Consider the following 20341-nt stretch of genomic DNA (forward strand, 5'->3'; position numbering starts at 1 on the left):
TCTTTAACAATCCTGTATTAGTCCTGATTGCACTAGCATAACAGAGATGACATTTAAGTCAAAAATCTACCCAAGAGAAATAATTATGAATGCTCATGATCTGTTAGTGCTAGTAACTCTACTGTCCCCCGGACTCTTACTTTCCGTCATCATTATGGTGACTTTTGCCGCTGGAGGCTAGTACCGCTTCGCGGAAGTCAAAAGTCAAAAGTCATAAAAGTCATAAGAGGAAAGAGAAAGAAAAAGGAGGAGGAAACGGAAAGGACTTTTTTTATTTATTCTTTCACTTTTCTTTCTCCTGACTCCTGACTCCTGACTCCTGACTCCTGACTTCTTCTACTAACAACTGACCACTGACAAAGGAACGTAAAACATGAAGGTGGCATTTCTGGGAACTGGATTGATGGGACTACCGATGGCTCAAAGGTTATTAGCTACCGATATAGAACTAATTGCCTATAATCGCACCCCAGAAAAATTAGAACCGTTACGGAAAGCAGGGGCGCAAATTGTGACAAAACCCCGCGAAGCCATCCGTGCTGCTGACTGTATAGTGCTAATGCTTTCTAACGCCGCAGCTATTTATCATGTACTTCTGACAGATACTTCTTGGCATACTTTATCAGGACGCAGCATCATTCAAATGGGGACAATTAATCCCTTAGAAAGCCAAGAAATCAGAGATACAGTAGTTGCGGCTGGTGGCGAATATATAGAAGCACCTGTCCTCGGTAGTATTCCCGAAGCTCAAACTGGCAAGTTAATTGTCATGGTGGGTGGAGAGGAAGAACAATATCAGCGTCATTTAAAGTTACTCCAACATTTTGGCGAAAATCCTGTATATATAGGCGCTGTGGGTTCGGCATCAAACCTCACCCTGGCGCTCAATCAACTGATTGCTTCTCTCACAACTAGCTTTGCTCTGAGTCTGGCATATATCCAGTTGCAAGGCATTGATGTTGATTTGTTTATGCAGGTTCTGCGCGAAAGTAAACTTTATGCTCCCACTTTTGATCAAAATTTGCGGCGGATGTTAGATGGCAATTATACTAACGCTAACTTACCGACAAAACAACTGATCAAAGAAATAGATTTATTTATCTCGGAAGCAAAATCCTTGGGTTTGAATCTCAACAGCATTGAGGGTGTAAGGCAAATCTTACACGCAACTATGAAAATGTCCTATCCAGAAGATGATTATTCATCCGTATTTCCAGCAATTCGGGAATGGGGTGAAGTCAGTGGAGGTTGAAAAAGAATGTAGAGACATTCCATGGAACGTCTCTACAAGGATTATGACTAAAACGGGATGTCATCTGGATCGGGTTCTGGCGTAACTCCTACAGGGGATGGAGACTGCACAGGGGCGGGTTGGTATGTCGGCTGAGATGGCGCTACCTGGGGCATTGGGGCTGATGTCGGATAGTTTGATTCATAATTAGTCTGGCTGTAGGTTGGTGGCGCTACAGGGGTTTCATAGGCTGGTGTGGTTCTCGTGGCTGCTGGTGGTGAACTGGTATAAGTACCTTGTCCGATGGCGTGAATCCTTTGGACTGTTAATTCTGCGCGTTTTTCCTTAAATCCTTCGGGGCGATCAATTGTATTCATGCCTAAGCGCCCTTCAATAATAACGCGATCGCCCTGATGATAACTTTGGTGAATCTCTTTTGCCATATTTCCCCACCCTACAACTTTTAAAGGATGCGTTGGATCTTCTGGTTTTGCTCCCGCGACATGAACGATCATTTCTGTAACTTCTAACCCATCTGGTGTGTGACGCAGTTGGGGATTATCGTAAATTTCTGCCATCAAAATACAACTGTTCATTGTCTTCTCCTGATTTTTAATACTTTTTCTCGCGGTGAATTTCACCTCACGAGAAAAGTCAAGCATAATTAGTTAGGGCAATCATCACACGGATCATTGTTTTTCTATATTACACTTGACTAGAACGAGCATTATGTTTTGTCTGTATAGAGCAATTGTACTATATTACGGTCTGGACTGTGATTTATATGATTAATATGATTTATGTGATTATAGTAATTGGCGCTGTATGATAGTGTTTGGTTAGGGGAAAAAGTTTTATGTTAAAGCGTATTTATATTGATAATTTTCGCTGCTTGGTAAATTTTGAGCTTAATGTTGACTCAATTAACTTATTTCTTGGTGGTAACGGAGCAGGTAAATCAACTGTTTTTGAAGCCTTGCGGAAAATTCAAAGTTTTATATTAGGTGAATCAAAATTAGATTCTATTTTTGATTATTTTGATTTTACTTGCTGGCAAACTTTACCAATTCAACGTTTCGAGTTAGAAATAGATGGTAATGATGGTAACTATAAATATGAACTTGTAGTTGAAGCTAATCGAGATCAAGTCTCTGTTTCGTATGAAAGATTATGGTTCAATGGACATCCTTTACTAAAATATGAAAATGGCGATGTACAACTTTTTCGAGATGATTATTCAGAAGCATCAAAATATTCATTTCTTTCATCTCAATCTATATTATCCTCTTTATTACCAAGAAATGACAACAAAAAACTATTCTGGTTTACAAAACGGATAGAGAAAATAATTATTGTACAAATTGTTCCTATTTTAATAAAGAGTGGTGGTGCAGAAACAAAATATCTAGGTTCTAAAGCTGAAAATTTCGTTTCTTGGTATAAATACATTTCACAAGATCAAGGGAAAGTTGCTGAATTAATAAATGTTTTAAAAGAAGTTTTAGATGGTTTTATTAGTTTTAAGTTTGAGCAAATAGGAGAAAAATATGTTGGTTTGAAATTAAAATTCACATCAAATTCAGAAGATAAAAATACTATTGATTATCATTTTGGTGCATTATCAGATGGACAAAAAGCACTAATAATATTATATACATTAATGTACGGCATGAAATCAGAAGACTATACATTATGTATTGATGAACCAGAAAACTTTTTAGCACTTCCAGAAATTCAACCTTGGCTACTTCAACTGTATGATTTTTGTGATGAAGGAAAACTACAAACTTTATTAATTTCACATCATCCTGTATTAATTAATTATTTACTAGCTTCACCTATAGGATATTGGTTTGAGCGCCAAAGTAATACACCTGTAAGAGTCAAAAAAATTAGTAATAAAGAGGCTGACAACTCTGGATTAGCCATTTCAGAATTGATTGAAAGGGGATGGCTATATGACCCAGCGTAGATTACAGATTACTATATTATGTGAGGATAAACAACAGGAGATTTTTGCTCGTCATTTCCTAAAAAAAAGAGGATTTACTGGAAATATTAAACCTAAAATCTGTCTAGAAGGAGCAGGTGAGCAGTTCGTTAGAGATAATTATCCTAAAGAAGTCAAAGCATATCGTAGCAAAAATTATCTTTCAGGAATGCTCATTGTTTTAATTGATGCAGATAAAAAAACAGTCGAAGAAAGACTAAAGCAATTAGATGATGCACTTATAAAAAATGCACAAGAACTGCGTCAACCTCATGAAAAAATCGCAATATTTGTTCCGAAAAGAAATATTGAAACTTGGATACATTATTTACAAGGTACAAATGTTGATGAACAAGCTGAAAAGCCATATCCAAAATTCGACAAAAATGAGTCTATTTGCAAACCCTATGTTGAGCAATTAGTCAACCAGTGTTCTCAAGGTAATTTGGATGAGAATGCACCACCTTCTTTAAAAGCTGCTTGTGGAGAACTGCAAAGAATTTTGCCATTAATTGGATAAGTTATCAATTCTCATTTCTTGCGAATTTATTGCTTCAATATTGAAATTAAAACTGTGTTATTATTCATCATAAAAAAAGTGTCAATTTATTTTAACTCCCATTTCTACACCATCACTTTTCAATTGTCCATCTTCCATGTAAATAATCCGATCAGCTATATCGAGAATACGGTTATCATGGGTGACTAATAAGATAGTACAGTTTTGTTCCCTTGCTAGAACTTGCATTAATTCCACCACATCGCGTCCAGATTGTTTATCTAAGGAAGCTGTCGGTTCATCTGCTAATACTATTTTGGGATGACTGACTAAAGCGCGGGCTATAGCTACCCGTTGTTTTTGTCCACCGGATAAATTCTCTGGATAGGAATTAATATGTTGTGCTAAACCAACGTGTTCTAACATTGCTGTAGCTTTAGCATTAATATCACCATTGAGATGATTTTCATGTAACTCCAAAGACATCCGCACATTTTCTTTAGCTGTTAGAAAACTCATCAAATTATGTGCTTGAAAAATATAACCAATTTGGCAACGTAATTTAGTTAATTGCCCTTTTTTTGCACCAGACATTTCCTGTCCTAATATTTGTAAACTGCCATTTTGGGCAGAACGTAAACCGCCCATTAATGATAATAGGGTAGTTTTACCTGAACCCGAAGGACCGGTCATAATGACAATTTCTCCTGTCTTAATCTCTAAATTAATATCAAATAAGACTTGTTTTTGCAGCGTCCCTTTCCCAAAATAATGATTGAGATTACTAACAGAAATAACTGTTTCTGAACTAGAAATAACTTCAGAAGGAATAGTTGTAACTTCCAATGACATAGTTCCTTACCTTTGCGTGAGATATAAAAATTGTTAGGTTAAAAAATATCCGCCGGATCAGCAGAACGGAGTTTTCGCATCGCTATTGTGCCAGAAACAGTACACATAATTACTGTTAAGAAAAAAACATTAATTGCCCGATCTACCTTCATATATATTGGTAAAAGAGTTGCGGCAAATGTAACTTGATATAACCCAAAAGATAGGAAAAATGCAGGTAAATAACCTAATGCAGCTAAGAATAATGCCTCTTGCAATAAAACTCGCAATAGATAATTATCAGTATAACCCATTGCTTTGAGAGTGGCATATTCTGGTAAATGATCAGAAACATCAGAATAAAGCACTTGATAAACAATAACAATACCAACAATAAAACCGACTATTACACCCAAACTAAAAATGAAACCAATCCCTGTCCCATTAGCCCAATAAGTTTTTTCCTTTTGGGCAAATGTTTCGGGAGTACCAACTTCAACAAAGGGATTTTTAGGATCTGGATTTAGTCCTATTTGTAGTTGTGCTTTGATTTTTTCAAGATCAGCATCGGGTTGAAGAGTAATTAACCCAACTTCAATTTGATCAGCTTTGCGAGTAGGAAATAATTGTAAAAAAGTAGAATCACTAACTACTACATTTCCATCCGCAGCAAAGGAAGCACCATTTTGAAATAAACCCTTAACACTGACATTCTTTCCGCTTAATTCGGCGTTAAACTTGCCAGTTTCTCGAAATATCTTGCCAATCTCTCCATATTCTGGACGACTGGCTTCATCAAATACAACTTGATTCAATTGTTTAAGATCATCTTTCTTTGCTTGCAGTTCAGGAAACTTTAAACCAGGTGCAGATGGATCTACACCCCAAACTAAGATAGATCGATCTATTTCAGTTTGAGGATTGCGCCATTGTCCGGTACTAATGTAAATAGAACTGACTGATTTTACACCGTTGTAACTTAATGCTTGATAAAGTCTTTCTCTAGAAAAGCTTTTGACTGAAAGTAGGGTTTGAAATTGAGGATTTATTAAGACTAAATCTGCTTGTAAATTGCGGTGAGGTTGAATAGCAGCATCAAATAATGCACTTTCAAAACCCATCTGAATAAATATCAGCATATCCGCGAAAGTAATTCCCGCAACTGCAACCAATAGTCGCGTTTTTTCCTTCATTAATTGTCGCCAAGCTAGGGGCGTTTTCCGAAAGATTTTATTAATCATGAGTTTTTTTTATGCATCTTGATGAGAAATTAATTACAATTTAATTGCTGTTTGCACTTGTAAATTAGTTAAGCCAGAAACTTTTTTGCTATCTTCAGGAGTTAGGCGAATTTTTACTTCGACAATGCGACTGTCTAAATTTTCTCCGGGTTGATCACCAAAGACGTTTTGACGCTTGACTTGTAACCCAATTTGTTGGACTACACCTTTTAATTCTCCTGTAAATCCTTGACTGGTAATGATGGCTTTTTGTCCTAATTTTATCTTACTAATATCAGTTTGATAAACTTCTGCTACTGCCATCATTGTGTTAGTTTGGGCAAAGTCAGCAACCCCTGGGTTATCAATTTTTTCACCGACACGGGCATGAATTTTAATAATTTGTCCCGTCATAGGGGCGCGAATATAAGCTGCTTCTAGTTCAGTTTTTGCTCGATTTAAATTAGCGATCGCACTTTCTACTTCTGTTCTCGCTAATGCCACATCAACGGGACGAATTTCGGCAATACTATTGAGTTTACCTTGAGTTTCACTAATTTGTTTATTGCTAGTATTATTAATACGATTCAGGGCAATTTTAGCTTCTGCTAATTGTTTATTGGCTGTAGTATTAATCCGGTTGAGAATAGCTTGGGATTCACTTAATGTCTGTTTTGCGGTTTCTACATTTAAACGTTTACTATCAATTACAGAATTAGAAATTGCCCCTTCAGAAAATAACTGTTGATAGCGTTGATATTCTGATTCTGCATTTTTGAGTTCTGCGGTTAGTTTATTAATAGTTGCTGTTTGGGCAATTCTATCCCCTTCCCATTGGGCTGATATGCGAGCAATATTTTCCGCCTGGGCTTGTTTATCTCCTGTATATTGTGCCTTGACTCTATCAACAATTGCGGACTGTTCTTGAATTTCTCCTGATTTAGCCCCGGCTTTAATTTGTGCAAGTTTAGCTTTAGCAACTTCGACTTGTTTCATGCTTTGAATAACAGCATTTTTTAAAAGATCACGAGATTGTAAAATGGCAATTACTTGACCGACTTTAACATTAGCACCTTCTTTAACTAATACTTCCACAATGCGATCGCCATCTAATGCTAAAGGTGCAGATAATTTAATTACTTCTGTTTCTGGTTCTAATCTTCCTAAAGCAGTAACTATTTCAGCGATAGGAACAATTGGTTTTGATTCATTTACAGAAGTTTTACCCATTTGTCCGAAATGAGAAACTCCATAAATAACAATTCCTAATGGAATCGCAGTAGCCGCAAGCATTAAACCAATCAAACCTGGACTTGGGGATTTAAACGACAGTTTGTAACTCATTTTCACTACCTCATTACAAAATAAATTTATCGGTATTTATTGGTGGTTAATTATTAATTTTAACCTCAGCTTTTTGCTGTAAATATGCTGTAATCATTTCTCCTAACAGCTTACACTGTTCAGGGAAATCAATGTTCTCATTACCCCATAATTTCTCCAAAACAACACCATTCACGAAACTTAAAACAAAAGATGCTAATACCACATCTCTAACACCTAATAAATCACAGGCTACTTGCTGACATCGTTGATTTGCACGCTTAAAAACAGTGCTATTAGTTAGCATTATTTTTGAGTCTTGATGTTGACAAAAATCAACCCATACATAAGTCCATTTAATTAAATAATCCTCATTTTTAACAAGGTATTGACCCAAAGCTGCCATCAATTCTAATAAGTTATTTTTTCCTCCAAATTCTGTTAAAGCTGTAATGATATCCTGCTGACTAATTTCTTCCACCAATTGCTCAAACAAAGCTTGTTTGTTGGGAAAATAATGATATAGCGTACCTGTGGAAACCTTTAAACTCGCAGAAATCTGCCGCATAGTAATAGCTGAATAGCCTTTTGTAGCGAACAAATTAAAACATTTACCGAGTAATTCTTTCCGGTATTGTTCGTGATTAACAATTTTCGGCATAACATGGCTTGTTCCTCACTATGGGGGCTATCTGTTTTTATATCGAACGCTTGTTATATTAAATAATAAAATAAGTATGAAGTATTTGTCAATATATCTTTACAAATTAGATGTCCTGATTAAAATGGTGTTTTTACCTGTAAGTGGAAGATTTTTTCTACATGAGGATGCTGAAACCTCAACTCTCTTGCGTGCAGATATAATCTATCAGTATCACTATGATAACCATAGAGTTTATCCCCCAAAATTGCCATTCCCAGTCCTCTTGTATCAGCAGCATGAACCCGTAATTGATGAGTCCGTCCAGTCAAAGGCACAAATTCAACACGGGTATAATCTCCTTCTCTGTTCATAACGCGGAAGTGAGTTAAACTAGGTTTACCTCGTGATAAATCCACTTCTTGATAAGGACGATGATCAGGATTTCCCCATAAAGGTAAATTAATTTCACCTTCATTAATAGCTAGAGAACCTGTAAGCAAAGCTTCATAAACTTTATGAATTTGTCTTTGTTGAAATTGTTGACTTAATTGAGAATGAGTAATTGGATCTTTAGCTATTAAGAGAATTCCGGAAGTATCTTGATCTAAACGATGTACCGCGATTATTTCTTGATTATATAGATGACATAAACGACTAATTACACTATCTTGATTATGAAAATAACGACCGGGAACAGATAACAGTCCTGATGATTTATTCACAGCAATTAGCCATTCATCTTCATGAATTATTTCTACTTGATTTGGCTTTAATCCTGATAGCAAAAATCCCATTAATGGCTGACATCTTTCTAAACAAGCACCATAAAATTCTCCTGAAACTTTATTCTCGACCGCAGAATCACCCCACCAAAATTCAGCCATTGCTAAAGGTTTTAATTGATGAGTAGCTGCATAATTTAATAATTTAGGAGCGCAACATTCTCCTGTTCCGGTTGGTGTTCCTTCTGGTAATAATTGCTGTAAAGATAGAGATTGTCCTTGAAAATTAGTTAAGCTATAAGCAGCGTGCATTTCTGTTTGTAATTGCCGAGATAGTTGTTTCCGCTGTTGTTTTAGTTCTGTAATCTTCCTATCTGCGGACGTTATAATTTGCTGTAAAGGCTGTAAAATTTCATTTTGATGGCGTTTAAGATTTCGGCGATCAATTCCCTGCTGACGGCTTTCTGCTTCTAGTTTTTCCAAAGCAGTTGTGAGAGATTCATCTGTGAGAGTTTGATAAAATTCTTGACGTTGTTTGTGTCGTTGCTGTTTGCTATGATCATGATGTAAGCTCATAGTTTGTAACTGTTGGGTATATTCAACGGACAGAGTTTTATATTCTGCTTTTTCGGGAATTTGTTCAAGGGTAATAATTTCTTGTTTAATTGCTGCTAACTTTGCTAAAATCTGAGTTTCTAATAAAGCCACTTCCTCTCTACCAGGAATTGGTAACACCCAACCTGTAACCATACTATTACCATTTAATAAACCGGAAAATGCTTTAATAACTCTTTGTTCACCATTGGGTAATTCAACTAACAAAATACCATACATTTTTCCCTCATGGGAATAAAGATGATCTTGTTCAAGTTGCTGCATGAGACTATCAGCTATAGCTTCTGCTAAAGGTGTGCGGGGTAATCTCAATATTTCACCAGTTTGAGGACATTTTCCTTCATAGTAATAGTTAGGCTGTGCGGAATAGATGATAAAATTGGATTCGATAAAGTCTGAAAGCGGATGTAGAAGAATCATAAAATGTATATAGTATGATAAATTATTTGATAGTTAACAAATTTTTGTTTAAGTTGTTTGTTTTGATTGGGAAGCTTTTTTTAGTATGGATGTTAGTATATTTTACAATACCTTTGATTATTCTCACACCAGAAATTATCAATAATCCCGTCGGCAATTTTATCATTATTTTGGTATTTTTGTTTTTACCATTTTTTCTCATATATTTTTTTGTAGATGAGGATATGAAACTTTCCCGAAACCTGTGGGAACATCTTTGGGAAAATCCTGTGTAGGAAGTTTAGATAGGCTTTGATTTGGACAATCTGTAGGTTGTTATCACAAAGTATTTGTTCCCATAGATAATTGTCAACACTCAGAATAAAAAATAAATGGTTATATTGAATTTAGCTTGTGTTAAAATAGTTATTTTTCAGAATTTACAAAATGCGTGATCCACAAAAGAACCACATTAAAATTGATCCGGCTACCCTGGTTTTAATCGGGTCTGCTTTGATACTATTACCACTATTACTCGCTGGTTTTTTGGGGTAATTAGCTATCCACAAAATTAAAAATTGGTTATTTCCATTGACTGAAAATAACCATAAACTAAGAGTAATTTGTTTTCGCAATATTTAAATATCAACATTGATATTCTCTATCTGTCTAGCTGCTTTCTCCCAAAGCTTTGCGGTTTCTTCATCATTCCAGTGAGTTCTCAGATTTTCCGCTTTTTTATGACATATCCGTTCTAGCATCTCTAAAATTGCAGCTAGTGTTAATTGCTCGACTAACCCCTCTAAAGCACTCATGTATTCTTTCATGACAGATACCCCTTTAATTTCTACTGGAAACTGAGGGAATTTTTTAAACTTCCTGAGTTCAAAATCAATACAAGAAGTATAAATTCTCGTCAATTAGTTGTGACTCTTCTATTATCTACCTCATCAGTTGAAGAATTTCCACTTCTTCTTGATTCTCTACATTTGCAGGAAGTAGAGTTGTAATCTACTTTTTGGAGTGAGTTAAGAATCTCTATTTTACCTAAAATTGTGAGATGCTGTACTAAGCTGGGATTTCGTGATTTATAGAATTTTATACTTTACAAATACCCTTTGATACTTAAAACACAATATACTGATATAATTATTACATGACAAGATTCATTCATGATCAATTTGCTAAAGACTATTTAGAAGAACTTCTCAAAAACTATGGAGAAGTTCAAGCGCCGAGTCGTGTAGCGGGAGAAGTTAGAGAAATTGATGTTTACTTTTCTCCCTATCCCCAAGCAAATCCTAATTTACAACTTTTAGGTTTATTAGGTAAATTTGCATCTACTCCCGCGATTTTTGAACCTTATCGCAATCCGGCATCATCTGATGAGATTTGTGATTGTTTGTTAAAATTATTAGAAGTAAAGGGAGTCTTAAAAAGAGAAGCGAAACGCAATAAAACTAATCTTCAAGAATCAGAAACTCCAAAGCTGTGGATACTTACTCCGACAGCATCACCAGAGATATTATCTAGCTTTAACACTACCTTAAAAACCGACTCTTTACCAGGAATATACTATTTAGGGGCAGCGTTACGTACAGCCATAGTAGTTATTCATCAACTACCACGGATGGAAGAAACTCTCTGGATTAGAATGTTAGGAAAAGGAAATGTTCAAAAACAAGCTATTGAGGAATTAGCAGAATTAACAGCCAACCACCCATTTAGGAGAATCACGTTAGAATTATTGTACAACCTGCAAAAACACCTGGGAGTCAATCAAGAAACCGAAGATAGGGAGATAATTATGAGATTAGCACCATTGTATCAACAGGATAGAGAGTTGGCGGTTCAGGAAGGGAAAATTGAGGGGAAAATTGAGGGAGAAACTTTGTTAATTATCCGGCAATTAAATCGTCGCATTGGAGAAATTAATTCAGAATTAATTGCCAAGATTCAAAAATTATCACTTGAGAAATTAGAAATGTTGGGAGAAGAATTATTAGATTTCACCAAACTTGATAATTTAGAAAGTTGGTTAAATCAAAATCAAGAATAATGTAGTTGGGCTTGAGTTCTAAAATTATCTTAGGCTTTAGCCCAACTACAAACTAACTAATTATTAGAGATCATTGTTCCCAGGGCAGCTATCAACTTATCCACGCTTTCAGGACGACTATTAAAACCCATTAAACCTACACGCCAAACCTTGCCAGCAAGTTCACCCAAACCGCCGCCAATCTCAATATTATGCTCAACTAACAACTGCCTGGCCACAGATTTACCATTTACCCCTTCAGGAATACAAACAGTAGTTAAAGTTGGTAGCCTGTATTCCTTTTCAACGTGCATCTTTAAACCCATATCTTCCAATCCTTCCCACAGATACTCGACATTCTTTTGATGACGTTGCCAACAACTAGCTAAACCTTCCTCAGCCACTAAACGCAAAGCTTCCCGTAAACCATAATATAAATTAATCGGTGCAGTGTGGTGATATGTGCGTTCAGTCCCCCAATATTTCCCCAACAATGTCATATCTAAATACCAATTTGCCACTTTAGATTGACGCTTCTGCAACTTCTCCATTGCCCGCCCACTCATTGTAAACGGTGACGCACCTGGAGAACAACCCAAACCCTTTTGACTACAGCTATAAGCCAAATCAACGCCCCACTCATCCAAAAAGATGGGAACACCACCCAAACTGGTAACGGTATCCACTAACAACAAAGTTCCATGTTGACGACACAACTCACCCACCCCGTCTAAGGGTTGACGAGCGCCGGTGGAAGTTTCTGCATGAACTAAAGCCAAAATTGCTGGTTTATGGGTGGCTACTGCGGCGCTGATTTCCTCTAAATTGAAAACTTGTCCCCAGGGCTTAGTAATAGTTCTGACATCTGCGCCATATCTGCCCGCCATATCTACCAAGCGATTACCGAAATAACCAGCTACACAAATTAATACCACCTCACCCGGTTCGACAGAATTAGCTAAAGTGGCTTCCATTGCGGCTGTACCCGTGCCACTGACGGCGATAGTATGGGAGTTTTCTGTTTGCCATGTGTAACGCAACAGGGATTGAATTTCATCCATGAGGGTTAAAAAAGCCGGATCTAAATGTCCCACTGGTGTGGTATTCATCGCCTGTAATACCGCTGGATGGGCATTGGAGGGACCTGGACCCAATAGGAGACGGTGGGGGACTTCGAGGGGTTCAAGTCCTAGACGCTGACTGTCATTAACGGAAATGGTGGATGTCATAAACTTAATTTATGTGAGATGAAATTGTAATTAATCGCATCATATAGCGGTATGTGGTCAATGAGTATGCCGAAGTGCGACTAATTAATTAAGTTCCATATTTTCTCTCGCGCTATTCAATTATACGTTTTGTTAAAAATAGAAATCTCTATAATCTTGTTTTGTTCCCTGTTATCCAAATTGATTGGTAACATATTCCATCACATCGTTTTGCATTGTGAATCCGTTTCCATTGAATTCAATCAAAGATAGCAATTTCAAACTCTCTAGTATTCCCAATAGTTTCTGGGAAGTGACAGGGGGAATAATCTCGTTTATTAATTCTGGCATTAATATGGGTTTGCGGTGAATTGCTAAGGAATAGATCACGGTTTTTTCTAAATCTGATAAGCGTTGAAATTGTTGATCTAATAAATCGTAAATATGGTCAAAGACGGTGAGACCGTGGGCTAAAAAAAGATCAATTTTGCTAGAAAATAGAAAATGAATAGTAGTGGCAACAATTTTCAGCATGAGGGGGTTTCCGCCATAGTGATTATGTAATATTTGCCATTCTGCTTGAGTCCGTCTTCAGGAAGCAGCCCTTTCAAGATCAGTGATTTAATCGAATTGGCTTTTTTCTCTAGTAGACTAAATGCGATCGCTGGTTCTCGACTGATGATAATTAAACAACTTTTGTGGGTAGACTCCCCAATTGTGCTAATCAGTTGTCCATAACCTTCAAACCCTTCTCGATATGATCCCCCTCGTTCTCCCCATTGCAGAATGGATTCTAGATTATCCAAAACCAGCAAACAACGAGTTTGATGGAGATACTGCATTAACTTTGATATTAATTGATCTGGAGATTTTGGTAAATTAATGGCTTTCTGGTCAGAGAGGATGTGAATTAGATCAGTTAAGGTTTCTTCTACTGTTGGGGTATGATGAAGAGATCGCCAAATGACATACTGAAATTCTGATGATGACGAGTCTGTGCTGTTGGTAAAACCTGCCATTAACTTGGCTATGAGGCTGGTTTTGCCCATACCACCCATACCTAAGACCATGATTAATTGACAGCGATTGACCTGAATCCACTGGTTCAATGTTGCCAGTTCTGCGGTGCGTCCATAGAAAACGGAGACATCGGGGGCTAAACTATAATCCCCATAAGGCTGAATTGGAGGCTGTAGAGGTGATTGATAATCATCAGCCTCTAGCACCAGATTAAATGCTTTGAAACATTTGACTAGAGACTTTTTATCAACTCTGACATTGCAGTTAAAAATTTTGCATAAGGTATGAGAGTCTAATTCAGTCTGAATACTGAGATTATCAAGGGTAAATCGCTTGCCGTTATTTTCAGCATATTCCTTTGTTTTTATGGCGTTCTCAAGTTTATTTAAACCTTGAATCGTGAGGATTGACCCACGTTTACGTTTTCTTGGTAGATCCATAAGTGATAAATATAAATTGTTTTAAGCAAAGCCGAATTGGGCTAAAGGATTAGCTTTAATCGCCGGAAAAATAACTGATTTCCGGGAAAACGGTATTAATCTGATAAGAGTATGAAGATACAGCTAAGAGATTGAACAGAGTATAGCGGTTGTTTGATGTGTTTATCAATATAACATTTTGCAAAAAGGGGAAGTTTTAACAATTTGAAATAATTCTGCGGTCTAATTTGCTTACAATCTCAACGCTTGAAAGGATTGTGGTAGAGGGGTGAGAGCGATCGTTTGTCAGGATTTTTAAGTTCCCTTGCTTAAGTTGGCAAACTTCCATTGCTTTGGGGGGGATTGGAAAGTATATTTTAAATGAGAATTACCGCCACCCTCCCACTTTAGAAAGCTATGAACAAATTTCTAAAACCTTATTTTGAGCGACAGCTTGTAGAAGATAAAAGAGAGGATGGCTACTGGATTGAAGCCTTTGATATTGATAAAGACTCGAAAATAGACATAGTAGGCTATGGACTTGGTGTAGGCGAAGTCAATTGGTATCAAAACCCTAGCTGGTATAAAAGAACCATCGCCAAGTATTTAGGACCGGTGGGAATGCATCATGGCGATATTAACCAAGATGGTAATTTAGACATTATTATCTGTTATCAATATGGTCAAACAATGGTGAATGCCGATCCCACTGGTGGCAAGATTGATTGGCTAAAAAACCCAGGTGACCCTGATGGTGAATGGAAACGTCACTATATTGGTAGAGCGACTTCAATGCACCGCCTTAAAGTCGGGTATTTTACTCAAGAAGAGAAACTTGAGGTTTTAGCATTACCTATTGTGGGACGACCTAACGATGTTCATTCAATCGTACCCGTTAAGCTATTTACTCAACCAGACGACCTTGAAAATGCGCCTCAGTGGCATGAAAAAATCATTGATCAGGGCAATTATCATGTTATTCATGATGTATCAATCAAAAAATATCATCAATTGTTTGGTGTTAAACCAAACATCAATCTGGATTCTGCGCTGATTGCTTCAGAAGAAGGAATTACATGGCTTTATTATGATCCCCAAGAAAAACAATGGCACAGAAAACTGATTGGAACAGGTGAAGTGACACAGGCTTCTAAAACAGGTTTTAAAGGGAGTGGTAACGTTGATTTAGGTAAAATTGGGGATGATAAGTCTGCCTATATTCCAACAGTTGAGCCTTTTCATGGTAACACCGTAGCTGTTTACTATAAGGACAAGAAATCTCAACCTTCCCCCGGATGGGACTATTCATGGCAACGATTAGTTTTGGATGTCTATGACAATCCTAATCCTTTAGGAGAAGGACCAGGACATTTTGTCATTTGTGCTGATTTCGACCAAGATGGAGATGATGAGTTTTTAGTAGCTCTCAGAGGTCCTGAACCTTGGCAAGGAGTCTATTATTACAAAGTTATTGATCTAGAAAAAGGAGCATTTGTCAAATGGCGTGTTTCTTCTGATTCTGCGGCTCGTATTGCTGTTGCTGACTTCGATGGAGATGGCAGACTTGATTTTGCAACAATTGGATATTCAGTTGCAGGATACTATACTGCTGACAATCCACTTATCGCTATTTTCTACAATCGATTTGCACCCGTTAGTGAATTGACCAATAAGGAGATTAACATGAATGCTACCGAACTTGCAAAAATAACGGCTCTACCGCTCCCTTTATGATATTTTCGGTAAAATATCCCTGAAACCCCTACACCGATTGGATTTGAGGTTTTAATATTTTCAAAAATTAAAAGGATGTTTGATCATAAGGGGAACGGTAGAACCAAAATAACAACAGATCCCGCTTGTAAAGCAGTCGTTGAGTTTCTATCTGTTCTAGAAACCAAGGAGGTTGATAATTTATTAACTATTTGGGCAGAAAATTGCCTCTTTGAACTGCCTTTCTCCCATAAAGGAATACCTGGTTTAGAGTACCCTAAGTTTCGAGGAAGACAACGAATTTATGAGCTATTTCAAAAAGTAGCTGTTGATAAAAATATTGAATGCAAAGACATTAAGCTTTTCCCCATGAGAGATCACGAATATGCTTATGTTGAATTTTTCTGCGATATTGAGCAACTGGATTTGGGCATCAAATATACTAATCATTACTGCGGTTTAGCTCATGTAGTTGAAGGAAAAATTGTATTATTCCGCGAATTTTTCCATGCTTTGATTCGGCAAAACTTTGAGGCTACAGGTTTCTAACCCCTACTTTGTTTTTGGAAATTAGTAGTGTTAGTAGTGTAATTTTGTGGTTTCTTAAAATTTAGGAGTAGTCTTGTATGTCAACGAATCTCACAGAGCCAAATCTTATAGAGCCAATAAATTTTTCTAGCAAATATCTCAAAACATTTTGGTTAAAGAATGCAAAGGACTATTACATCGAAAATCGAACCATTGTTGTTAACTTAGGTGAGCAAAAAGCTTATATAGGTGCTTTACCTGAGAAGTACCTGTTGCCAAGAGCTTCAACTATTCTTAAGGAAGTTAGTTTAAAAAGTGGTGATTCTTTGCTACTGATTGAAATATATGGTCCCACTAACATTGGTGGTATTATCTTGGATGCGGGATGGCATCAATTAGGAGAAATTATTGACTTTCCTAAAGATATTCCCTTGTGGAAATCTCCTCAGTATGACTTAGGAATTGTAGAATTCGACCCTTATTTTGCCACAGGTTTAACCGAGCAACCAGCGCAAAATAATTTCACAAAGTATCAGGTTAAAGTCAATTTGTGGTTCTCACCTGCTGTTACAAATGCCGCAATTCATAATAAACACGCAGTTCGGGAATTTCTAGAAGTTCATACGCAGATTTACGGCACAGGGAGAATGCAAAAATTTCATGCTAAGGATTTTAATACCCTTTACGAAGATGTATTAATGAGTCCGGGGGATACCCATATTCCCTTTGCATGTGTCGATGAACAAGGACGATTTTTCTATCCTTGGCATCAGTATTACGCCGATACTGACTGTATTTGGATGGCGAATGAATTTCATCCCATCAGCTAAATACTCAATTTAATCTTTGTAACTTAATTGGAGTCAATCATGTTAAATGAAATTTTTGCGGCTAATGATGCCTATAAATTCCTGAAAGTAGAAGACTATTTTTCTCGTTATAAAGAATGGGAAAAATTAGAAAGAGTCACTTCTCATTCTTTTGACCAAGATAGCGAGCGTCTCAGTCTTCAATTTACCAAAGCCGACGGGCAAAGTTGCTGTCTGTTAATTCAATTTATCCAAAAAGATACTTTTCGTGTGCGATTCAATCCCAGTTACGAATCTGGTGAACAATATCCTACAGAAAATACTCGCTCGGTTGTTATGGATAGCATTGAAGAACTTAGAACAGTTCTCAACGCTAGTGAGAATTTCCAAGTAAGTATTCAGGAAAATAATGAACAAATTGAACTGACAACCCAAGGGACAGATGACCATCCTAGCTTAAAAATGGTTGTCAAGTTTAATCCTTTTGTGATTGAAGTGTTTGGCTTCTCTACCGAAACTAATGACTATTTCAGAGTTTGGCAAACCGCTAATCCCGGAATCTACTATACTTCTAATGGGTCAGAAGATTATGCCATTATCCAAGCGGTAAATAAACCAGCTACTGCCAAATATATTGGATTTGGGGAACAAGGAGGACAGGGTTTAACCAAAAATACAGCCCAGTTGAATTATTTCAACTTTGATAATATGCGCTATCGGCAGGTTTATAATCAAGGTCCTTTAGATAGCCGAGAACCCCTTTACCATTCAGATCCCTTCTTTTTTGAATTTAATGGTGTTCCCCAACAAAAAAGTGTTAATGCCATTTTTATTGATAACCCCGGTCAAATCTTGGTTGATGTGGGTTACATGAATTCTGGTCGCTATATGTTTGGGACTCGCTTTGGTGACTTAGATTACTATTTCTTTTTAAATAGTGAACCCCGTCATATCTTAGACGATTTTACGGCAATTGTCGGTCGTCCCCGTTTAAAACCTCGCTATATTTTGGGCTATCATCAGGGATGTTATGGTTATGATAGTCGAGGTAGTGTAGAATGGGCTGTCGGAAAATATCGGGATTATCAAATTCCCTTGGATGGTCTTCATGTTGACGTAGATATTCAACATAACTACCAAACCTTTACGATTGATACTAATAAGTTTCCTGACCCTTCATCAATGTTTCGTAATTTGCGAGAAAAAGGGGTTAAGTGTAGTACAAATATAACTCCTGTTATCAGCAACAGAGATCCGAATTATCAGACTTATCAGGAAGGAGAAGACGAGAGTTATTTTGTCATAGATAAACGTTATGAACCCGATAATCTTGCTAGTCGCTCATACCAGTGTTACGACGCGTGGCGTGGTGAATATCGTCCCAATGACCCCAATGAGATAGAAGGATTTAATAGTGGTAAACCCTATATTGGAGAAGTTTATTATGGGGGTACATTAGGAACCCCTGGTAATTATCCTGATTTGGGACGAAGAGAAGTGCGAGATTGGTGGGGAAGGCAATATCAATATCTCTTTGATATGGGGTTAGAAATGGTCTGGCAAGATATGACAACCCCAGCTATTCGGGATAACCGAGGTGACATGAAAGGGTTTCCTTTTCGACTCTATGTGACCAGTGATCTTATTTCTGGTGTTACGCCTCAATTAACCCCTGCAATCAAAGTCTGGAACTTTTATGCTTACAATCTCCATAAAGCGACTTATCATGGACTAAATTATCTACCTGGACGGGATAATAAACGCAACTTTATCATTGGGCGAGGTAGTTTTACTGGTTCTCATCGCTTTTCAGGATTATGGACGGGAGATAATGCTTCGGATTGGGATTTTCTCCGGATGAATGTTTCTCAGGTTCTTTCCCTTGGAATGTGTGGACTTGCTATCTGCGGTCAAGATATAGGTGGTTTTGAATCAAGAAAAGATGAGGAGAAATGGGCAAGTCCCGAACTCTTAATTCGTTGGACAGTGGCGGGTGCTTTCTTACCTTGGTTCAGAAATCATTATGTCCGAAAAGGGCGCAAAGAATTCCAAGAACCTTTTATGTATGTGGAATACTTCACAGAACGGAAACTGCCTATACCTCAACCGCAAGATTTGTATGCAATGGTATTGCCGATTTGCAAACATTATATTGAATTGCGCTATCGGTTGATGCAGCTTTTCTATGACTGCCTTTTCGAGAATACTTTGGATGGAATGCCTATTTGCCGTCCCATGTTTCTTAATGATCCTCAAGACCAGTCTCTTTATAATGATAAAGAATACTTCCTTGACAACCAGTTTTTTGTCGGAAAGGATCTTCTCATTTCTCCTATTACCAAACCTCAATCGGAAACGAATGGAGGTAAGTGGGATGTTTATCTCCCCCAAGGTAGTAATTGGTATTGTTTTATGAACGACCAACTACCCTTAGCCAGTTTAGTTGAAGGAGGAACGACGATTCGAGACTTTGATGCTAATCTTAATCTTGAGGGGAAACACATTAATTTCATTGTTCCTATCTATGTTCGTTCAGGTGCAATTATTCCTACTGTTGAGATTGAACAGTATGTAGGGGAACTGAATCAGCAAGATAAACCCAATCCTATTACTTTGAATATTTATCCGGGACAAAGTGGAGAATATACAATGTATTTAGATGACGGGGTTAGTCGTTCTTCAGCAGTGGACAAACCAGAAGAACAAGGAGGAGATCCACAGGCAAGAAGTGAATATCGGGAGACAAAGATTACCCATGAATATACAGATCCAGAACAAAACACTCGTCAAATAAAAATAGAGCGTATTCATGATAACTATACGCCTCAGTACGAGACGTTTTTCTTTGTTGCTATTTTGCACGATCCTTCTGAAACTCAGGGAAGCTCTGGTTCTTTGAATAACGTTATTCTCAACAATCAAGAAATCCAGCAATTAGGCAATGGAGATTATAATGCCCTCAATGGGGCTAGTGTTAATGCTTGGTATTACAACCCAACCATCAATATTAGCTTTATTAAGGTATTTGATAATATTTCTTCTATCACAATGACTTTGGAGTATGCTTAGAACCACATTATGTGGTGTCCTTCAAGATACAAAGTTGGATTGACGAAAGGAAACCCGACAAATA

The 20341-nt window shown here is 37.2% G+C and carries 19 protein-coding genes; 9 read left to right on the forward strand and 10 right to left on the reverse strand.

Annotated features, from left to right (window positions below; genetic code table 11):
- Positions 1-373: 373 nt before the first annotated feature.
- Complete coding sequence (locus AN490_RS06625) at positions 374-1252, forward strand: NAD(P)-dependent oxidoreductase (protein ID WP_213712491.1); 879 nt, start codon at positions 374-376, stop codon at positions 1250-1252.
- Between the two features lie 47 nt (positions 1253-1299).
- On the opposite strand, the gene AN490_RS06630 is transcribed toward AN490_RS06625, so the two are convergent.
- Positions 1300-1827, reverse strand: coding sequence for a single-stranded DNA-binding protein (locus AN490_RS06630; RefSeq protein ID WP_300001079.1), 528 nt, complete (start codon positions 1825-1827; stop codon positions 1300-1302).
- Between the two features lie 260 nt (positions 1828-2087).
- On the opposite strand from AN490_RS06630, the gene AN490_RS06635 reads away from it, so the two are divergent.
- Together AN490_RS06635 and AN490_RS06640 are read left to right on the forward strand one after the other, a co-directional pair.
- Positions 2088-3203 carry an AAA family ATPase gene (locus AN490_RS06635; RefSeq protein WP_300001081.1) on the forward strand — a complete coding sequence of 372 codons (1116 nt, stop codon included), beginning with the start codon at positions 2088-2090 and terminating at the stop codon, positions 3201-3203.
- The gene (locus AN490_RS06640) at positions 3190-3741 is read left to right on the forward strand and encodes a hypothetical protein (protein WP_300001083.1); all 552 of its coding nucleotides are present in this window, start codon (positions 3190-3192) and stop codon (positions 3739-3741) included. The genes AN490_RS06635 and AN490_RS06640 overlap by 14 nt, the downstream gene beginning before the upstream one ends.
- 81 nt (positions 3742-3822) lie before the next feature.
- Here the strand turns inward: AN490_RS06640 and AN490_RS06645 are convergent, their stop codons facing one another.
- The 5 genes from AN490_RS06645 to AN490_RS06665 form a co-directional block, all read right to left on the reverse strand.
- A complete protein-coding gene (locus AN490_RS06645) occupies positions 3823-4572 on the reverse strand; it encodes a DevA family ABC transporter ATP-binding protein (RefSeq protein ID WP_300001084.1) in 750 nt (249 codons plus the stop codon).
- 38 nt (positions 4573-4610) lie between these two features.
- The gene (devC, locus tag AN490_RS06650) at positions 4611-5792 is read right to left on the reverse strand and encodes an ABC transporter permease DevC (RefSeq protein ID WP_300001086.1); all 1182 of its coding nucleotides are present in this window, start codon (positions 5790-5792) and stop codon (positions 4611-4613) included.
- Between the two features lie 33 nt (positions 5793-5825).
- Positions 5826-7115: an ABC exporter membrane fusion protein gene (locus tag AN490_RS06655; protein WP_300001088.1), complete on the reverse strand. Its 1290-nt coding sequence runs from the start codon at positions 7113-7115 to the stop codon at positions 5826-5828.
- 46 nt (positions 7116-7161) lie between these two features.
- Positions 7162-7755, reverse strand: coding sequence for a TetR/AcrR family transcriptional regulator (locus AN490_RS06660; RefSeq protein WP_300001090.1), 594 nt, complete (start codon positions 7753-7755; stop codon positions 7162-7164).
- A 119-nt stretch (positions 7756-7874) separates the two neighbouring features.
- Positions 7875-9494, reverse strand: a complete 1620-nt coding sequence (locus tag AN490_RS06665; protein WP_300001092.1) for an RluA family pseudouridine synthase — start codon at positions 9492-9494, stop codon at positions 7875-7877.
- Between the two features lie 89 nt (positions 9495-9583).
- Between AN490_RS06665 and AN490_RS06670 the strand changes: the two genes are divergently transcribed.
- Entirely contained in the window at positions 9584-9769 is a 186-nt protein-coding gene (locus tag AN490_RS06670) for a hypothetical protein (protein ID WP_213712512.1), read from the forward strand.
- A 342-nt stretch (positions 9770-10111) separates the two neighbouring features.
- Here the strand turns inward: AN490_RS06670 and AN490_RS06675 are convergent, their stop codons facing one another.
- Positions 10112-10300 (reverse strand): hypothetical protein, encoded by a 189-nt coding sequence (locus AN490_RS06675; RefSeq protein WP_015078494.1) that lies wholly within the window; start codon positions 10298-10300, stop codon positions 10112-10114.
- Between the two features lie 329 nt (positions 10301-10629).
- Between AN490_RS06675 and AN490_RS06680 the strand changes: the two genes are divergently transcribed.
- The gene (locus AN490_RS06680) at positions 10630-11532 is read left to right on the forward strand and encodes a DUF4351 domain-containing protein (RefSeq protein ID WP_300001095.1); all 903 of its coding nucleotides are present in this window, start codon (positions 10630-10632) and stop codon (positions 11530-11532) included.
- Positions 11533-11588: 56 nt separating this feature from the next.
- On the opposite strand, the gene AN490_RS06685 is transcribed toward AN490_RS06680, so the two are convergent.
- The 3 genes from AN490_RS06685 to AN490_RS06695 form a co-directional block, all read right to left on the reverse strand.
- Complete coding sequence (locus AN490_RS06685) at positions 11589-12740, reverse strand: alanine--glyoxylate aminotransferase family protein (RefSeq protein ID WP_300001097.1); 1152 nt, start codon at positions 12738-12740, stop codon at positions 11589-11591.
- A gap of 171 nt (positions 12741-12911) precedes the next feature.
- On the reverse strand, positions 12912-13253 hold the full coding sequence (locus AN490_RS06690) for a hypothetical protein (RefSeq protein ID WP_300001099.1): 342 nt from the start codon (positions 13251-13253) through the stop codon (positions 12912-12914).
- Positions 13247-14179: an NB-ARC domain-containing protein gene (locus AN490_RS06695; protein ID WP_300001101.1), complete on the reverse strand. Its 933-nt coding sequence runs from the start codon at positions 14177-14179 to the stop codon at positions 13247-13249. Before AN490_RS06695 ends, AN490_RS06690 begins: the two co-directional genes overlap by 7 nt.
- 396 nt (positions 14180-14575) lie before the next feature.
- Between AN490_RS06695 and AN490_RS06700 the strand changes: the two genes are divergently transcribed.
- From AN490_RS06700 to AN490_RS06715, 4 genes are all read left to right on the forward strand, one after another.
- Entirely contained in the window at positions 14576-15892 is a 1317-nt protein-coding gene (locus tag AN490_RS06700) for a VCBS repeat-containing protein (protein ID WP_300001103.1), read from the forward strand.
- 75 nt (positions 15893-15967) lie between these two features.
- Positions 15968-16420 (forward strand): nuclear transport factor 2 family protein, encoded by a 453-nt coding sequence (locus AN490_RS06705; protein WP_300001105.1) that lies wholly within the window; start codon positions 15968-15970, stop codon positions 16418-16420.
- A 77-nt stretch (positions 16421-16497) separates the two neighbouring features.
- The gene (locus AN490_RS06710) at positions 16498-17229 is read left to right on the forward strand and encodes a hypothetical protein (protein WP_300001107.1); all 732 of its coding nucleotides are present in this window, start codon (positions 16498-16500) and stop codon (positions 17227-17229) included.
- 39 nt (positions 17230-17268) lie between these two features.
- Positions 17269-20277: a TIM-barrel domain-containing protein gene (locus tag AN490_RS06715; protein WP_300001109.1), complete on the forward strand. Its 3009-nt coding sequence runs from the start codon at positions 17269-17271 to the stop codon at positions 20275-20277.
- Positions 20278-20341: the final 64 nt, after the last annotated feature.

The sequence above is a fragment of the Anabaena sp. AL09 genome, assembly GCF_001672255.1.
In the GTDB taxonomy this organism is placed as follows: domain Bacteria; phylum Cyanobacteriota; class Cyanobacteriia; order Cyanobacteriales; family Nostocaceae; genus Dolichospermum; species Dolichospermum lemmermannii.